General features: G+C 60.2%; 14 protein-coding genes. 13 read left to right on the top strand and 1 reads right to left on the bottom strand.

Going from position 1 to position 16,601, the window contains the following annotated elements; genetic code table 11:
* Window positions 1-7: 7 nt before the first annotated feature.
* The 8 genes from nuoG to nuoN all read left to right on the top strand — a co-directional run bounded on the left by nuoG (window position 8) and on the right by nuoN (window position 10,080).
* Window positions 8-2,746, top strand: a complete 2,739-nt coding sequence (nuoG, locus tag AC2CGI_RS02225; protein ID WP_080347707.1) for an NADH-quinone oxidoreductase subunit NuoG — start codon at window positions 8-10, stop codon at window positions 2,744-2,746.
* Window positions 2,743-3,720, top strand: coding sequence for an NADH-quinone oxidoreductase subunit NuoH (gene nuoH, locus AC2CGI_RS02230; RefSeq protein WP_004936022.1), 978 nt, complete (start codon window positions 2,743-2,745; stop codon window positions 3,718-3,720). Before nuoG ends, nuoH begins: the two co-directional genes overlap by 4 nt.
* 14 nt (window positions 3,721-3,734) lie before the next feature.
* Window positions 3,735-4,277, top strand: a complete 543-nt coding sequence (gene nuoI / locus AC2CGI_RS02235) for an NADH-quinone oxidoreductase subunit NuoI (RefSeq protein ID WP_004936019.1) — start codon at window positions 3,735-3,737, stop codon at window positions 4,275-4,277.
* 13 nt (window positions 4,278-4,290) lie between these two features.
* Window positions 4,291-4,848 carry an NADH-quinone oxidoreductase subunit J gene (gene nuoJ, locus AC2CGI_RS02240; RefSeq protein WP_004936018.1) on the top strand — a complete coding sequence of 186 codons (558 nt, stop codon included), beginning with the start codon at window positions 4,291-4,293 and terminating at the stop codon, window positions 4,846-4,848.
* The gene (gene nuoK / locus AC2CGI_RS02245; protein ID WP_004936014.1) at window positions 4,845-5,147 is read left to right on the top strand and encodes an NADH-quinone oxidoreductase subunit NuoK; all 303 of its coding nucleotides are present in this window, start codon (window positions 4,845-4,847) and stop codon (window positions 5,145-5,147) included. Before nuoJ ends, nuoK begins: the two co-directional genes overlap by 4 nt.
* Window positions 5,144-6,991: an NADH-quinone oxidoreductase subunit L gene (nuoL, locus tag AC2CGI_RS02250; RefSeq protein WP_015378577.1), complete on the top strand. Its 1,848-nt coding sequence runs from the start codon at window positions 5,144-5,146 to the stop codon at window positions 6,989-6,991. The genes nuoK and nuoL overlap by 4 nt, the downstream gene beginning before the upstream one ends.
* A 95-nt stretch (window positions 6,992-7,086) precedes the next feature.
* Window positions 7,087-8,616, top strand: a complete 1,530-nt coding sequence (gene nuoM / locus AC2CGI_RS02255) for an NADH-quinone oxidoreductase subunit M (protein WP_004936002.1) — start codon at window positions 7,087-7,089, stop codon at window positions 8,614-8,616.
* A 6-nt stretch (window positions 8,617-8,622) separates the two neighbouring features.
* Complete coding sequence (gene nuoN, locus AC2CGI_RS02260; protein ID WP_004936000.1) at window positions 8,623-10,080, top strand: NADH-quinone oxidoreductase subunit NuoN; 1,458 nt, start codon at window positions 8,623-8,625, stop codon at window positions 10,078-10,080.
* 60 nt (window positions 10,081-10,140) lie between these two features.
* On the opposite strand, the gene AC2CGI_RS02265 is transcribed toward nuoN, so the two are convergent.
* On the bottom strand, window positions 10,141-11,013 hold the full coding sequence (locus tag AC2CGI_RS02265; protein ID WP_076740585.1) for a LysR family transcriptional regulator: 873 nt from the start codon (window positions 11,011-11,013) through the stop codon (window positions 10,141-10,143).
* A 347-nt stretch (window positions 11,014-11,360) separates the two neighbouring features.
* Here AC2CGI_RS02265 and AC2CGI_RS02270 point away from each other — a divergent pair, with 347 nt between their 5' ends.
* The 5 genes from AC2CGI_RS02270 (at window position 11,361) to AC2CGI_RS02290 (ending at window position 16,543) form a co-directional block, all read left to right on the top strand.
* Complete coding sequence (locus AC2CGI_RS02270; protein ID WP_015378575.1) at window positions 11,361-13,190, top strand: thiamine pyrophosphate-binding protein; 1,830 nt, start codon at window positions 11,361-11,363, stop codon at window positions 13,188-13,190.
* Between the two features lie 82 nt (window positions 13,191-13,272).
* Window positions 13,273-13,698, top strand: a complete 426-nt coding sequence (locus tag AC2CGI_RS02275) for a cupin domain-containing protein (protein WP_004935988.1) — start codon at window positions 13,273-13,275, stop codon at window positions 13,696-13,698.
* Between the two features lie 43 nt (window positions 13,699-13,741).
* Window positions 13,742-14,605, top strand: a complete 864-nt coding sequence (locus AC2CGI_RS02280; RefSeq protein WP_044030799.1) for a DMT family transporter — start codon at window positions 13,742-13,744, stop codon at window positions 14,603-14,605.
* Between the two features lie 19 nt (window positions 14,606-14,624).
* Complete coding sequence (locus AC2CGI_RS02285; protein ID WP_015378573.1) at window positions 14,625-15,161, top strand: DUF2938 family protein; 537 nt, start codon at window positions 14,625-14,627, stop codon at window positions 15,159-15,161.
* Window positions 15,162-15,298: 137 nt separating this feature from the next.
* Complete coding sequence (locus AC2CGI_RS02290; RefSeq protein ID WP_004935980.1) at window positions 15,299-16,543, top strand: MFS transporter; 1,245 nt, start codon at window positions 15,299-15,301, stop codon at window positions 16,541-16,543.
* The last annotated feature ends 58 nt before the right edge of the window (window positions 16,544-16,601 follow it).

Genomic DNA, 16,601 nt, shown 5'->3' on the forward strand with positions numbered 1-16,601 from the left:
GCTGACTATGGCTACGATTCATGTAGACGGCAAAGAGTATGAGGTAGACGGGGCGGACAACCTGCTGCAGGCTTGTCTCTCCCTCGGCCTTGATATTCCTTACTTTTGCTGGCATCCGGCGCTGGGAAGCGTCGGCGCTTGCCGCCAATGTGCGGTAAAGCAATACCAAAACGCGGAAGATACGCGCGGCCGTTTGGTGATGTCCTGTATGACCCCGGCATCCGATGGCACCTTCATCTCTATCGATGACGGCGAAGCGAAGCAGTTCCGTGAAAGCGTGGTTGAGTGGTTGATGACCAACCACCCGCACGATTGCCCGGTGTGTGAGGAAGGCGGTAACTGTCACCTGCAGGATATGACGGTAATGACCGGCCACAGCTTCCGTCGCTACCGCTTCACCAAGCGCACCCATAACAACCAGGAACTGGGGCCGTTTATCTCGCACGAGATGAACCGCTGCATCGCCTGCTACCGCTGCGTGCGTTACTACAAAGACTATGCGGACGGCACAGACTTCGGCGTGTACGGCGCGCACGACAACGTCTACTTCGGTCGCCCGGAAAGCGGCACGCTGGAAAGCGAGTTCTCCGGCAACCTGGTGGAAGTGTGCCCGACCGGCGTATTCACCGACAAAACGCACTCCGAGCGCTACAACCGTAAATGGGACATGCAGTTCGCGCCGAGCATTTGCCAGCAGTGCAGCATCGGCTGTAACACCAGCCCGGGCGAGCGTTATGGCGAGCTGCGCCGTATCGAAAACCGTTACAACGGCAGCGTGAACCACTACTTCCTGTGCGACCGCGGCCGTTTCGGTTACGGCTACGTCAACCAGAAAGATCGTCCGCGTCAACCGCAGCAGCTGCGCGGCGACGACTGGATCACCCTGAACGCCGAGCAGGCGATGCAGGGCGCGGCGGACATCCTGCGTCAGGCGAAGAAAACCATCGGCATCGGCTCCCCGCGCGCCAGCCTGGAAAGCAACTTCGCACTGCGCGAGCTGGTCGGCGCCGAGAACTACTACACCGGTATCGCTCAGGCGGAGCAATCACGCCTGGCGCTGATGCTGAACGTGCTGAAGAACGGCGGCGTTCATACGCCGGCGCTGCGTGAGATCGAAGATTACGACGCGGTGCTGGTGCTGGGCGAAGACCTGACGCAAACCGGCGCGCGCATCGCGCTGTCCGTGCGTCAGGCCGTCAAGGGTAAAGCCCGCGCGATGGCGGCGGCGCAACGCGTGGCCGACTGGCAGATCGCGGCGGTGCAGAATATCGGCCAACACGCCAAGTATCCGTTGTTCACCACCAACGTCGATAACACCCGTCTGGATGACATCGCCGCCTGGAACTACCGCGCGCCGGTAGACGAGCAGGCGCGCTTCGGTTTCGCCATCGCGCACGCGCTGGATAGCGCGGCACCGGCGGTGAACGATCTGGCTGAAGGCCTGAACAAGAAAGTCGACATCATCGTGCAGGCGCTGACCGGCGCACGCAAACCGCTGATCGTGACCGGCAGCAACGCCGGCAGCGAAGCCATCATCGAAGCGGCGGCCAACATCGCCAAAGCGTTGAAGGGCCGCGGTGCCGATGTCGGCATCACCTTCGTGGCGGGCGCAGCCAACAGCATGGGCCTGGCGATGATCGGCGGCGGTTCGCTCGATCAGGCGCTGGAACAGCTGGCGAGCGGCGCAGCCGACACCGCCATCGTGATGGAAAACGATCTCTATCGCCATGCGCCGGCGGCGCAGGTGGACGCGGCGTTGGCCAAGGTCAATAACCTGATCGTCGCCGACCACCAGCGCACCGCGATCATGGACAAAGCCAATCTGATCCTCTCCTCGGCCAGCTTTGCCGAGAGCGACGGTACGCTGATCAATCAGGAAGGCCGCGCGCAGCGCTTCTTCCAGGTATACGATCCGGCTTACTACGACGACGCCAAGAAGAATCAGTTCACCGTGATGCTGGAAAGCTGGCGCTGGATGCACTCGCTGCACTCCACCTACACCAGCCGCCACGTGGACTGGACCCAGCTCGATGACGTGATCGCCGCTTGCGTCGCCGCGTTGCCGCAGCTGCAGGGCATCGTCGACGCCGCGCCGGACGCGACGTTCCGCATTCGCGGTCAGAAGCTGGCGCGTTCGCCGCACCGTTCCAGCGGCCGTACCGCCATGCGCGCCAACATCAGCGTGCACGAGCCGCGTCAGCCGCAGGATAAAGACACCATGTTCGCCTTCTCGATGGAAGGGAACAACAGCCCGCTGGCCGATCGTCAGCAGATCCCGTTCGCCTGGGCGCCAGGCTGGAACTCACCGCAGGCATGGAACAAGTTCCAGGCCGAAGTGGGCGGCAAACTGCGCCACGGCGATCCGGGCGTGCGCCTGATCGAAGCGGGGGAGGGCAGCCTCGGTTACTTCGACCGCGTGCCTGCCGCGTTCAATCCGGTCGACGGCTGGCGTGTCGCGCCTTACTACCACCTGTTCGGCAGCGATGAAATGTCGCAGCGCTCTCACGTGATCCAGCAGCGTATGCCGGAAGCCTACGTGATGGTCAACCCGGCCGATGCGGCGACGCTTGGCGTTAATGCGGGCAGCCTGGTGGAGTTCAGCTGCGCGGGCCAGACTCTGCGTCTGCCGGTGCGTCTGAGTGAAACCCTGACCCAGGGCCAGGTTGGTTTGCCGCTCGGCTTGCCAGGGATCCCGCCGATCTTGGTGGGTGCTAAGGTAGACAATCTGCGGGAGGCGGCACGATGAGCTGGTTTACCCCTGAGGTGATCGACATCTTGATCGCCATTCTTAAAGCGGTCGTGATCCTGTTGGTGGTCGTGGCGTGCGGGGCGTTCATGAGCTTCGGCGAACGCCGCCTGCTCGGCCTGTTCCAGAACCGTTACGGACCGAACCGCGTAGGCTGGGGCGGCTCGCTGCAGCTGGTCGCCGACATGATCAAAATGTTCTTCAAGGAAGACTGGGTGCCGAGATTCTCCGACCGGGTGATCTTCACCCTGGCGCCGATGATCGCCTTTACTTCCCTGTTGCTGGCATTTGCCATCGTGCCGGTCAGCCCGACCTGGGCGGTGTCCGATCTCAACATCGGTATTCTGTTCTTCCTGATGATGGCCGGCCTGGCGGTGTACGCCGTGCTGTTCGCCGGCTGGTCGAGCAACAACAAATACTCGCTGTTGGGCGCGATGCGCGCCTCCGCGCAAACCCTGAGCTACGAAGTGTTCATCGGCCTGTCGCTGATGGGCGTGGTGATGCAGGCGGATTCGTTCAACATGCAGGCCATCGTTGAATCTCAGGCGCACGTCTGGAACGTCATTCCGCAGTTCTTCGGCTTCGTGACCTTCGCGATCGCCGGTGTGGCGGTGTGTCACCGTCACCCGTTTGACCAGCCGGAAGCCGAGCAGGAACTGGCCGACGGTTACCACATCGAATATTCCGGCATGAAGTTCGGTCTGTTCTTCGTGGGGGAATACATCGGTATCGTCACCGTGTCCGCCCTGATTGTGACGTTGTTCTTCGGCGGCTGGCAGGGTCCGTTCCTGCCGCCATTCATCTGGTTCGCGTTGAAAACGGCCTTCTTCATGATGATGTTCATCCTGATCCGCGCCGCGCTGCCGCGTCCGCGTTATGACCAGGTGATGTCCTTCGGCTGGAAAGTGTGCCTGCCGCTGACGCTGCTGAACCTGCTGGCAACCGCCGCGGTCATTTTGTACAACGCTCAATAAGGGGTGAATAAACCATGACATTGAAAGAGTTAGTGGTTGGTTTCGGCACCCAGATGCGCAGCATTTGGATGATTGGCATGCATGCCTTCGCCAAGCGCGAAACCCAGATGTATCCGGAAGAACCGGTGTACCTGCCGCCACGCTACCGCGGCCGCATCGTGCTGACGCGCGATCCGGACGGCGAAGAGCGCTGCGTCGCCTGTAACCTGTGTGCGGTTGCCTGCCCGGTCGGCTGTATCTCGCTGCAAAAGGCAGAACAGAAAGATGGCCGTTGGTATCCGGAGTTCTTCCGCATCAACTTCTCGCGCTGCATCTTCTGCGGCCTGTGCGAAGAGGCTTGCCCGACTACCGCTATCCAGCTGACGCCGGATTTCGAACTGGGCGAGTACAAGCGTCAGGATCTGGTGTACGAAAAAGAAGATCTGTTGATCTCGGGGCCGGGTAAATATCCGGAATATAACTTCTACCGGATGGCCGGTATGGCGATTGACGGCAAAGCCAAAGGCGAAGCCGAAAACGAAGCCAAACCGATCGACGTCAAAGGTCTGTTGCCCTAAGGAGCCAGCAAGCATGGAAATTGCATTTTATCTGGCAGGTTTGATTGCGGTGGCCGCGACGATTCGCGTGATCACCCATACCAACCCTGTGCATGCGCTGCTGTATCTGATCGTCTCGTTATTGGCGATCTCGGCAGTCTTCTTCTCTCTCGGCGCCTACTTTGCCGCCGCATTGGAAATCATCGTTTATGCGGGCGCCATCATGGTGCTGTTCGTGTTCGTTGTGATGATGCTGAACCTCGGCAACGTGCAGCAGCAAGAGCGCGACTGGATGAAACCGACGGTGTGGATCGGGCCTGGCCTGCTGTCACTGGCGCTGCTGGTGGTATTGATCGTTGCGATCCGCAGCGTATCCGATCAGGGCATCAGCGGTGAGATGGTCGACGCGAAGGCGGTGGGCATCAGCCTGTTCGGGCCTTACGTACTGGCGGTTGAGCTGGCTTCAATGCTGCTGTTGGCGGGGCTGGTTGTCGCCTTCCATATCGGCCGCGAGCACAAGCCTGGCGAGGTGCTGAGCAACGCGCCGGTGGGTGGCGAAATGGCGAGAAGAAAATCGGAGGAGCAAGCATGATCCCTCTTCAACACGGCCTGATCCTGGCGGCTATCCTGTTTGTGCTCGGGTTGACCGGGCTGCTGGTGCGCCGCAACCTGTTGTTTATGCTGATCAGCCTGGAAGTGATGATCAACGCTGCGGCGTTGGCGTTTATCGTGGCGGGAAGCTACTGGGGCCAGGCGGACGGGCAGGTGATGTACATCCTGGCGATCAGCCTGGCGGCAGCCGAGGCCAGTATCGGCCTGGCGCTGCTGCTGCAGCTCTACCGTCGTCGTCATACCCTGAATATTGATACTGTCAGTGAGATGCGCGGATGAACCTATTATATTTAACAATTCTGCTACCGCTGATCGGGTTCCTGCTGTTGGCATTTTCCCGCGGTCGCTGGTCTGAGAACACGGCGGCCACCGTCGGCGTGGGCTCTATCGGCCTGGCTGCGCTGGTCACGGTGTATGTGGCGATGGATTTCTTCGCCCAGAAAGCCGCCGGCGTGCAGCTGTTCGAGCAAAGCCTGTGGACCTGGATGGCCGTCGGCAACTTCAATATCGGCGTGACTCTGGTGCTGGACGGCCTGTCGCTGACCATGCTGTCGGTGGTCACCGGCGTCGGCTTCTTCATCCACATGTTCGCTTCCTGGTACATGCGCGGTGAAGAGGGCTATTCGCGCTTCTTCGCCTACACTAACCTGTTTATCGCCAGCATGGTGGTCCTGGTGCTGGCGGACAACCTGCTGCTGATGTATCTGGGTTGGGAAGGCGTGGGCCTGTGCAGCTACCTGTTGATCGGCTTCTACTACAAAGATCCGGCCAACGGCGCGGCGGCGATGAAAGCCTTTATCGTCACCCGCGTGGGCGACGTGTTCCTGGCGTTCGCGCTGTTCATCCTCTACAACGAGCTGGGCACGCTGAACATCCGTGAGCTGATGATCCTGGCGCCGCAGAAACTGGCGGTGGGCGATACGGCCATCACCTGGGCGACGCTGATGCTGCTGGGCGGCGCGGTCGGTAAATCGGCGCAGCTGCCGTTGCAAACCTGGCTGGCGGACGCGATGGCGGGCCCAACCCCGGTTTCTGCACTGATCCACGCGGCAACCATGGTGACCGCAGGCGTCTACCTGATCGCCCGCACGCACGGCCTGTTCCTGATGGCGCCGGAAGTGCTGCACCTGGTGGGCATCGTCGGTGCGGTCACTCTGCTGCTGGCCGGCTTCGCCGCGCTGGTGCAGACCGACATCAAGCGCGTGCTCGCTTACTCCACCATGAGCCAGATCGGTTACATGTTCCTGGCGCTGGGCGTGCAGGCATGGGACGCGGCGATCTTCCACCTGATGACTCACGCGTTCTTCAAGGCGCTGCTGTTCCTGTCGTCCGGTTCGGTGATCCTGGCCTGCCACCACGAGCAAAACATCTTCAAGATGGGCGGCCTGCGCAAGAGCATCCCGCTGGTGTACGTCTGCTTCCTGGTGGGTGGCGCGGCGCTGTCTGCGTTGCCGCTGGTCACGGCCGGCTTCTTCAGTAAGGACGAGATCCTGGCGGGCGCGATGGCCAACGGCCACATCAACCTGATGGTTGCCGGCCTGGTCGGTGCGTTCATGACCTCGCTGTACACCTTCCGTATGATTTTCATCGTGTTCCATGGCGAAGAGAAAATCAAAGCGCATGCCGGTAAAGGCATCACTCACCACCTGCCGCTGCTGGTTCTGCTGGTGCTGTCCACCTTCGTCGGCGCGATGATCGTGCCGCCGTTGCAGGGTGTGCTGCCGGAGACGACCGAACTGGCGCACGGCAGCGTGCTGACGCTTGAAATCACCTCCGGCGTGGTGGCTATCGTCGGCATTCTGCTGGCGGCCGCGCTGTGGCTGGGCAAACGCAGCCTGGTCAACAGCATTGCCAACAGCGCGCCGGGGCGTTTCTTCTCGACCTGGTGGTTCCATGCCTGGGGCTTCGACTGGCTGTATGACAAAGTGTTCGTCAAGCCGTACCTGGGCATTGCGAAGCTGCTGCAACGCGATCCGCTGAACTCGCTGATGAACCTGCCGGCCGTCTTCTCCCGCTGGGGGAACCGCGGTCTGACGGTGAGCGAGAACGGCCAGGTGCGTTGGTATATAGCGTCTATGGGTGTGGGTGCAGTGGTCGTATTGGCTCTGTTGATTCTGGTTTAATTGAATAATTTAAACAGACGCATTTTTCGGGCGTAGCGCCGGGCAGGCGCTACGTACAAAGTTTGAAATTATTCGTATAAGGGACACAAAACGCCATGCTATTACCTTGGCTAATTCTTATCCCCTTTATCGGCGGTCTGCTGTGCTGGCAGCTTGAGCGCTTCGGTACTAAGGTGCCGCGCTGGATAGCGCTGATCGCAATGGGGCTGACGTTGGCGCTCTCTCTGCAGCTGTGGATGCAGGGCGGCTATACATTGACCACGCCGAAAGGCATTCCGCAGTGGCAGAGCGAATTCCTGCTGCCGTGGATCCCGCGCTTCGGCATCTCCATCCACCTGGCGCTGGACGGTCTGTCACTGCTGATGGTGGTGTTGACCGGTCTGCTGGGCGTGCTGGCGATCCTCTGTTCCTGGCGTGAAATCCAGAAGTATCAGGGCTTCTTCCACCTCAACCTGCTGTGGATCCTGGGCGGCGTTATCGGCGTGTTCCTCGCCATCGACATGTTCCTGTTCTTCTTCTTCTGGGAAATGATGTTGGTGCCGATGTACTTCCTGATCGCGCTGTGGGGCCACAAGGCGTCGGACGGTAAAACCCGCATCACCGCGGCGACCAAGTTCTTCATCTACACCCAGGCCAGCGGTCTGGTGATGCTGATTGCGATCCTGGGCCTGGTGTTCGTGCACTACAACGCCACCGGCGTGTGGACCTTCGATTACGAAGACCTGCTGCAAACGCCGATGTCCCACAACGTGCAATATCTGCTGATGCTGGGCTTCTTCATCGCCTTCGCGGTGAAAATGCCGGTGGTGCCGCTGCACGGCTGGTTGCCGGATGCGCACAGCCAGGCGCCGACCGCAGGTTCCGTCGACCTGGCGGGCATCTTGCTGAAAACCGCGGCCTACGGCCTGCTGCGTTTCAGCCTGCCGCTGTTCCCTGAGGCTTCACACGAGTTCGCGCCAATCGCCATGTGGCTGGGCGTGGTCGGTATCTTCTACGGCGCCTGGATGGCGTTCGCGCAGACCGACATCAAGCGTCTTATCGCTTACACCTCGGTCTCGCACATGGGCTTCGTGCTGATCGCCATCTACACCGGCAGCCAGCTGGCTTACCAGGGCGCCGTGATCCAGATGATCGCGCACGGCCTGTCCGCCGCCGGTATGTTTATCATCTGCGGCCAGCTGTATGAGCGCCTGCACACCCGCGACATGCGTCAGATGGGCGGCCTGTGGGGGCGTATCAAGTTCATCCCTGCGCTGTCGCTGTTCTTCGCCGTGGCTACGCTGGGGATGCCGGGCACCGGTAACTTCGTCGGCGAATTCATGATTCTGTTCGGCAGCTACCAGGTGGTGCCGGTGATCACCGTGATCTCCACCTTCGGTCTGGTGTTCGCTTCGGTTTACTCGCTGATCATGATGCAGCGCGCTTACTACGGTGCGCCTAAGTCAGACCAGCCGCTGCAGGGCATGACCGCGCGCGAACTGTTCATCATTCTGCTGCTGGTGGTGTTGCTGGTTCTGCTGGGGGTTTACCCGCAGCCGATTCTGGATACTTCCAACGCGGCGATGAGCAACGTGCAACACTGGTTTGGTTCGTCAGTTTCAGCAATTTCAACAACAAGGCCGTAATTCGCCATGACAATAACTCCTCAACAACTGATCGCACTGCTGCCGCTGTTGATCGTCGGATTGACGGTGGTGGTTGTGATGCTAGGCATTGCGTGGCGACGCGACCACTTTATCAACGCCACCCTGACCGTGATCGGTCTCAACCTGGCGCTGCTTTCGCTGTACTTTGTCGGCCAGGCAGGCCCAATGGACGTCACCCCGCTGCTGCGGGTTGACGGCTACTCGATGTTCTACACCGGGCTGGTGCTGCTGGCGAGTCTGGCGACCTGCACCTTCGCCTATCCGTGGCTGGTCGGCTATCCGGATAACCGCGAAGAGTTCTACCTGCTGGTGCTGATCGCCGCTCTGGGCGGCATCCTGCTGGCGAGTGCTAACCACCTGGCTTCGCTGTTCATCGGTATCGAGCTTATCTCGCTGCCGCTGTTCGGCCTGGTGGGCTACGCCTATCGCCAGAAGCGCCCGCTGGAAGCCGCCATTAAGTACATGCTGCTGTCCGCCGCCGCGTCGTCGTTCCTGCTGTTCGGCATGGCGCTGCTGTATGCCGAGTCCGGCGATCTGTCGCTGGCCGGCCTTGGCAAGAGCCTGCAGGAAAACATGATGCACCAGCCGCTGATCCTGGCCGGTATGGGCATGATGATCGTCGGTCTGGGCTTCAAGCTGTCGCTGGTGCCGTTCCAACTGTGGACGCCGGACGTGTATCAGGGCGCGCCTGCGCCGGTCTCGACCTTCCTGGCGACCGCCAGCAAGATCGCGATCTTCGCGGTCGTGATGCGTCTGTTCCTGTATGCCCCGGCCGCCGACAACGAAGCGCTGCGCATGGTGTTGTCGATCATCGCGTTCTGCTCCATCTTGTTCGGTAACCTGATGGCCATCAGCCAGACCAACATCAAGCGTCTGCTGGGCTACTCGTCGATCGCTCACCTGGGCTACCTGCTGGTGGCGCTGATTGCGGTGCAAACCCATCAGCTGTCGCTGGAAACCGCCGGCGTTTATCTGGCCGGTTACCTGTTCAGCAGCCTGGGCGCCTTCGGCGTGGTCAGCCTGATGTCCAGCCCATACCGCGGCCCGGATGCGGATTCGCTGTTCTCTTACCGAGGTCTGTTCTGGCACAAGCCAATCTTGTCCGCGGTGATGACGGTGATGATGCTGTCGCTGGCAGGTATCCCGATGACGCTGGGCTTTATCGGTAAGTTCTTCGTGATCGCGATGGGCGTCAGCGCACACCTGTGGTGGCTGACCGGCGCAGTCGTGGTAGGCAGCGCCATCGGTCTGTACTACTACCTGCGCGTGACCGTCAGCCTGTTCCTCAGCGCGCCGGAATCGCTGCAGCGCGACACCCCGAACAACTGGGCGTTGACCGCCGGTGGCGTCGTGGTGCTGATCTCCGCCGCGCTGGTGCTGCTGTTGGGGGTTTATCCGCAGCCGCTGATTTCGCTGGTGCAGATGGCGCAGCCGACGTTCTGATAACGCTTCAGACGGTAAAAAGGTCGCTTCGGCGGCCTTTTTTTATGGGCGAAACGGCACTCAGCCGTAATGGGCGCTAAACGACGTTTCCAGCGCCTGCACTACCGCGCGCACGCGGGCTGCGCGTTGCAAATCGGGATGCAGCACCAGCCAGATATCCACCCAGTCTTTGTTCTCCGGGAACAGACGCACCAGTTCCGGGTCTTTGTCCGCCAAAAAAGCGGAGAGCAGGCCGATGCCCAGCCCGCTGCGGGTGGCGGAACGCAGCAGCAGCTGCGAATTGCATTGCAGCACGACGTTGGGCTCGTGCAGAGCCTCGCCGCAGAAATTGTTCCAGTGGCGCGGCACCAGCTCGCGCGGGAACATCAGCAGATCGTGGCCGCGCAACTGTTCGCCCTTGACCGGCATGCCGCGCCGCGCCAAATAGTGCTGAGTGGCATACAGGCCCATTTCGATGGTGGCTAACCGTTTGATGATCAGCTCATCGTCATCGGGACGGGCGCCGCGGATCGCCAGATCTGCGCCGTGGTAAGAAATATCGGCGATGTTGACCGCCGTCAGCAGCGTGACGGTGATGGCCGGATAGCGTTCCCGCAGATCTTGCAGCGCAGGCATCACGAAGGCTTCGGCCAGGGTATCGGTGGTGGCGATGCGCACGTTGCCGCACAGGCTTTCGTCACCGCTGGCGGCTTTACGGTTGATCGCCTGCACCGCATTTTCCATCTTCATCACGTCCGCCAGCATTTCCTCCCCCAGCGGGCTGAGGGCGAAGGATTTCGGCGTGCGGATAAACAGCTTGGAGCCGAGCGCATCTTCGAAAGCGGAGAGCCGTCGGCCGACGGTCGCCTGATCGACATGCAGCTGGCTGGCGGCTTTGCGTAGCGTGCCCCAGCGCGCAACGGCGAGAAAAAATCGAGCGTCGTCCCAGTTCATTGCACACCTCCTCTGTACAGACTGGCGGGAGGGGGAAGGAAGCGGTGTGATGCGGTGTTTATTCTGGTGTGGAGACCGAAAAAAATGCTTCGTATCATCATTATTTATAATGTTTCAGGATATGTATAAATGCATCACCGTGAAGCGGTTTTGCACCTTTATTTTTGTCTGGTAATGCTTATTCTTATCGGCGCTTATGCTGCGACCCGACGCACATTTTACACCAAGGCCACCCTAATGCATAAGCAATACGAATAAGAGCCGGTTCCCGTTATTTCTGGGCGACCGCCAAGTGGGATCGACTCTGAATCAAGTTAGCTCACGATGATATGACTGGATATAAAAAAATGGAGTCTCACGCAGAGATGCTGTGCCCCCCCGTTGCGTTGGCGACGGAGGACGGAGTCAGAGTTACCGTGGCGCCAGGCGCCGAGAAGATGGAACGCAACAACGCCGATGTCATTATTCAAGGCCTTGCAGCGCGCGGCATTCAACATATCTTTTTGGTCCCCGGCAAACTGGTTTACCCGTTAATCACTTCTATTGACCGTTCCGAGATTGTCGGCATCGTCGGTGCCCATGAAACCGCATGCGGATTTATGGCCGATGGCTATGCCCGCGCCAGCCGAAAGTTTGGCGTCTGTTTGGGCATTTCAGGCCCCGGCACCATGAATTTCCTGCCGGCGATGGCCGCCGCGCAAGCCGATAAGATCCCCGTGCTGTACCTGGCCGGCAGCATCGCCACCTATCATGAGGCGCAGGGCGCTTTTCAGGACGGCAGCAACAGCGGCATCGATGAGCTGACCATCGTCAAACCGTTGCTTTGCGCCGCGATAGAAACGAAAAACAACCTGACCTTGCAGCATGAGCTGCGCCGCAGCCTCTCCAGCCTGAACCCACAGCGGAAAGGGCGCGCCTATCTGAGCGTGCCGGTCGACATGCAGAAGAAAACCGCGTTCGGCGATCGTCGCGACCAGCCTGAGCGAGTGCCGCAGCACCGTGAAGCGGCCGTGGATGTGCAAGCGGTGGAACAGCTGCTGCATGATTATCTGCTGCGCGGTCTCAACGTCGCCTGCCTGGTAGGCAACCGGATGAACAATCCGCAGGATGCCGCGCTGTTGTTGCGGGTAGCGGAAAAATACCGCTTGCCTGTCGCCACGACGTTGTCCGGCAAGGGCGCGTTTCCCGAAGGGCACGCCCTGGCATTAGGGGTCTACGGTTTTGCCGGCCATGCCCGCGCGGTAGAAACCCTCAACGGTGAAGGCGTTGACGTGCTGCTGGTGCTGGGCTGCGATCTCAGCCAGCGCGACAGTCTGAACTGGAACCCGAGACTGCACGGCAATAAAACGCTGGTGGCGATCGATGAAGACTTCGACAAAGTGAGCTCGCATTACCAGCCGGATCTGCAGATATTTTCCAGCCTGAGCGGTACGTTGCACTGTTTGTTGGCCGCGGTTGGCGATGAGGACGCGCGGCTTGGCGACGCGGCTCACCTGCGTGACGCCTGGTTGGAAGGGGTTCGCGCACTGCCGCTGGAACAGCCGCAGCCGACGTTGCAGGCGCGCATCGCCCAGGGCGAAAGCCGGCTGTATCCCGGCGATGCGATTAAACACATTCGCAGCCGCATGAATCCGGATACCAACGTCGTGGTCGATTCGGGCGCACACCGCATTTTCATGGCGCATCACTGGCTGGCGGCCGGGCGGGGGGATTATCACACCTCCAGCTCCCTGGCGCCGATGGGGTGGGCCATTTGCGCGGGCATCGGCATCAAGCTGGCGGCACCGCAGCGGGATTGCCTCGTGGTGACCGGCGACGGTTGCATGCTGATGCACGGCATCGAAATTCAGACCGCCGCGCGTTATGGCGTGAAGGTGGTGTTCGTGGTGATGAACAACAGCGCGCACGGCGCCATGCACATCGACACGCTGCAAAATCGCGGCATTTCCGCCGACTATACCGCCTTGCCCAACCATGACTGGAAAGCGTTTGCCAACAGCCTGGGGGTCGCCTCCGCGAAGGCGGAGACGCTGGAGGATCTGGACGAGGCCCTCGGCGCCGCAGCGAAACATCCGGGGCCGTACCTCATCGAAGTGATGGTGGGCAACTTTGCGGCGCCTAACCGCTACTACGCCGAGAGCATCGCAGAATACGAGCAGCGCATCAAAGGACTGTAGCACAACGCTGTTTTTTCAACTCGCCAGGTTCACCGCGCGCGGCGCCTGGCATTTTTACTCGCGGCAGTCAGGGAGCGATAAGATGGTTAAGTGGGGCATTTTGGCATTGTTGGCAGTATTTCAGGGGCCGGTTCAGGCTGCCGAGGGGCATGGCGAAGGCATCGTCAAAACGACGTTGCTCAAGACCGACAGCGCATGGGAGGGCTCGGCATATCGTCAGTATCCCGCAGGCGCGCCGCAGATCACCATGCTGAAGGTGACGGTAGAGCCGAACAAGGTACTGGCCTGGCATACGCATCCTTGCATCAGCGCAGTGTACATGAGCGGCGGCAGCGTTTCGCTCACCGTGAGGAAAACCGGTGAACGCCGCACGTTCCGGCAGGGGGATTCGTTTACCGATACCGTGGATATCGTGCATCAGGGCGTTTCCGGCGAGCAAGGCGCCGAAATGCTGGTGTTCTTCGCTTGCGCGGACGATAAACCGTTGACGGTGAAAGCCGCCGGGTAGTGTTGATACGGCCCTGTCCAAAGGCCGTTAATAAGAGAAGATCATGGTAGCTTTGTGGATGGTCGTCGCCAGCGGATTCTTTGCGCTGATGGGTGCTTGCATCAAGTTGGCGTCGACGACGGTCGGATTTTTCGACATCATTTTTTATCGTTCTCTCATCAATGTGCTGATCGTCGCGGCGCTGATCAAGATCCAGCGCCTCGGTTTTCGCACCCGTCATCTCGGATTGCATATGAAGCGGGCGGCGATAGGCAATGCGGCGATGTACTGCGGTTTTTATTCGCTGATACATCTGCCGATCGCCACCGCCACCACGTTGGGTTATACCAACCCCCTCTTTCAGTCGGCGATCGCGTTCATCACGACCCGAGGGCAGCTGACCGGTCGGCTGTTGTTTTCCGTGCTGTTGGGCTTTGCCGGCATTTTGGTCTTGCTGCGCCCCGACGCCCCCAACGGGGAGTACGTTGCCACGCTGGTCGGGCTGGCGGCCGGTTTGTTGACCGCGCTGGCTTACTTTAACGTCGGCAAGCTGGTGCGGCGCGGTGAGCCGGAACTGCGCGTGGTGTTCTATTTCTCGCTGGTGGGAACGCTGGTTGGCGGCCTGATGACTGCGTTGCTGGGCTTTTCCTTGCTGGACGGCGCAATGCTGCTGTGCGTCTGCGCCATTGGCGTCTTCGGCAGTCTGGGGCAGATCGCCATGACTCGCGCCTACGGGGGCGGCAATGCGGTGATTGTCAGCATTCTCTCTTACAGCACCATTATTTTCTCTACGCTGCTTGGCTATCTGATATTTGGCGAGCAGCTGTCTTATATCGCCGCCGCCGGTATGGCGCTGATCGTGTTGTCCGGCGCGTTGGCGGTGCGCAAGCGTGCTTCGGCCAAGTCCGAGCAGGCGGCGGTGGCATAACGTGATAAGGAACGAAACAATGAACATGCGTCCGGTTGGCGCCATGGCGATGGCGGTCTTGTTTGGCATAGTGGCGACGCTGACGATGGATGGGGTGAACAGTGTCGCCTCCAGCGTCGGTCTCATCGGCAAGCTCAACCTGGCCTTCATCGGCAAACTGATGAATCAATGGCTGCAGGGGCAATTTTGGTTTTTGCGGCCTGGCGACATTCCCGATGTGCCAGAGGCTCTGATGATGGGCTACGGCGCGCACTATTTTGCCGGCATTAGCCTGGCGATCCCGTTCTATTGCCTGATCTGCCCGCGCGTTAAGTCGGGGGGTGGCCTGCTCGTTGGGGCGCTGACGTATGGCCTGGCCTGTTCGCTGATCTCGCTGTGCTTCATTTATCCCTCGGTGGGGTTGGGGCTTTGGGGAATGGCCGGCAAAAATCCGGCTTTGCTGATCGCCAGCCTGGCCAACCATGCAGTGTATGGCGTGGCATTGGGCGGTTGCGCCATCGCTTGGCGGCATCGCATGCTGCAGAAATGCATGCCTGACGCTGCGATGCTGCATTAATGAATCACGATGATGCATTCTTGGCTATTTTGGGCGTGATAGCCCAACGCTATGATAAGCGCGCTTCCTGAAGCCGCGTGGCATGCGGGAAGACGCATTTATTTAGGGCGAATGCCTGATCGATTCGGGAGTTGAACATGTCAGAAAGTATCGCCGTTGAAGAAACGGCTAAAGCGAAGGCGGGTACATCGCATTTCGCTATCTTGCTGTTTCTGGCGTTGGCATTGATGTCAGCGCTGTTGAACAGCAGCGCGCCGACGCCGCTTTATCCGCTTTATCAACATGAGCTGGCGTTGAGCTCGGTCAGCCTGACGATCATCTACGGCGCTTATGCCGCCGGCGTGCTGATTTCGCTGTTCGGCGTAGGCAATATGGCGGGGAAAGTAAAAGACCTGCGCAGCATGATCGTGCCGGCGCTGTTGGTGGTGTTGCTTGGCGCGCTGCTGTTTTCGGTGGCGTCGTCGTTCTTCATGATGTTTATGGCACGGCTGCTGGCCGGCGTCGGCACCGGCGCCCTGACCGGTGCGGCGAATATCGCGTTGGTGCGTTTCGGGCCGCAGGACGGCGGAAAAAATGCGGCGTTGATCGCGACGCTGTCCTTTACCACCGGATTGGCCCTGGGCCCGATCTTTAGCGGCGTCGCACTGCAAACCGGTTTTCATACCACGTCATTGCCGTTCATCATCATCATGGCCATTGCCGCCGTCGCCGCACTTGGCGTGATGCTGCGCTGGCCGCGAGAGGCGGTGGCGGCGCAGGCCGATAGCGCAGCGGCGGATAACGCGCCGGTGGCGAAAAGCTCTCTGGCGGATGGCCTGCGCGCGACCGGCGGCAAATTCTTCCTGTGCGCCGGGGCGTTGTTCATTTGTTGGGCGGTTGCCGCCAGCATTCTGGCGATAGGGCCGAGCGTCGCCGAAAAACTGTTGGATATGCAGAGCCGTGGCGTCTTTGGCTATGTGGTCGCCGTCTATCTGGTGATTGCCGGCATCAGCCAGATTTTGAGTCGTCGCATCAACGCCCGCCATTCGCTGATGTTCGGCTGCCTGGCTCAGGCTTTGTCGGTCGGGGTGTTCGCCGTGGCGATTCAGATCCATTCGCTGGCGCTGGCCGCCGCAGGCATGGTGATCGCCGGTTACGCCTATGGCGCGATCTTCGTCGGCAGCGCCACGCTGGTGAATCTGATTTCACCGAAAGCCAGCCATGCGCGTTTGATCTCCCTGTTCTACGTGATCGCGTATATCGCTAACTGGGTGCCGATCCTGTTAGGCGTTGTGATCGACCACGCCGATTTGCATTTGGCGACCCACTTGTTATTCCTGAGCAGCGCCGTGATTTGTTTGATGTTGAGCGTCATGGTAACGCGTGCGGGCTTCCCTCGCTGAAACCGGCGTTCGGGAGGGGGGCGACAGGCGTCGCATGTAGGCATTTCATTTGAGATCG

Source organism: Serratia sp. LSHTC3 (assembly GCF_057197125.1).

Excerpts from the sequence above, each read along its gene's own strand:
- nuoL (WP_015378577.1), top strand. The coding sequence starts at position 5,144 with ATGAACCTATTATATTTAACAATTCTGCTACCGCTGATCGGGTTCCTG.
- AC2CGI_RS02290 (WP_004935980.1), top strand. The coding sequence starts at position 15,299 with ATGTCAGAAAGTATCGCCGTTGAAGAAACGGCTAAAGCGAAGGCGGGT.
- AC2CGI_RS02265 (WP_076740585.1), bottom strand. The coding sequence starts at position 11,013 with ATGAACTGGGACGACGCTCGATTTTTTCTCGCCGTTGCGCGCTGGGGC.
- nuoI (WP_004936019.1), top strand. The coding sequence starts at position 3,735 with ATGACATTGAAAGAGTTAGTGGTTGGTTTCGGCACCCAGATGCGCAGC.
- AC2CGI_RS02280 (WP_044030799.1), top strand. The coding sequence starts at position 13,742 with ATGGTAGCTTTGTGGATGGTCGTCGCCAGCGGATTCTTTGCGCTGATG.
- nuoG (WP_080347707.1), top strand. The coding sequence starts at position 8 with ATGGCTACGATTCATGTAGACGGCAAAGAGTATGAGGTAGACGGGGCG.
- AC2CGI_RS02275 (WP_004935988.1), top strand. The coding sequence starts at position 13,273 with ATGGTTAAGTGGGGCATTTTGGCATTGTTGGCAGTATTTCAGGGGCCG.
- AC2CGI_RS02270 (WP_015378575.1), top strand. The coding sequence starts at position 11,361 with ATGGAGTCTCACGCAGAGATGCTGTGCCCCCCCGTTGCGTTGGCGACG.
- nuoK (WP_004936014.1), top strand. The coding sequence starts at position 4,845 with ATGATCCCTCTTCAACACGGCCTGATCCTGGCGGCTATCCTGTTTGTG.
- AC2CGI_RS02285 (WP_015378573.1), top strand. The coding sequence starts at position 14,625 with ATGAACATGCGTCCGGTTGGCGCCATGGCGATGGCGGTCTTGTTTGGC.
- nuoH (WP_004936022.1), top strand. The coding sequence starts at position 2,743 with ATGAGCTGGTTTACCCCTGAGGTGATCGACATCTTGATCGCCATTCTT.
- nuoN (WP_004936000.1), top strand. The coding sequence starts at position 8,623 with ATGACAATAACTCCTCAACAACTGATCGCACTGCTGCCGCTGTTGATC.
- nuoM (WP_004936002.1), top strand. The coding sequence starts at position 7,087 with ATGCTATTACCTTGGCTAATTCTTATCCCCTTTATCGGCGGTCTGCTG.
- nuoJ (WP_004936018.1), top strand. The coding sequence starts at position 4,291 with ATGGAAATTGCATTTTATCTGGCAGGTTTGATTGCGGTGGCCGCGACG.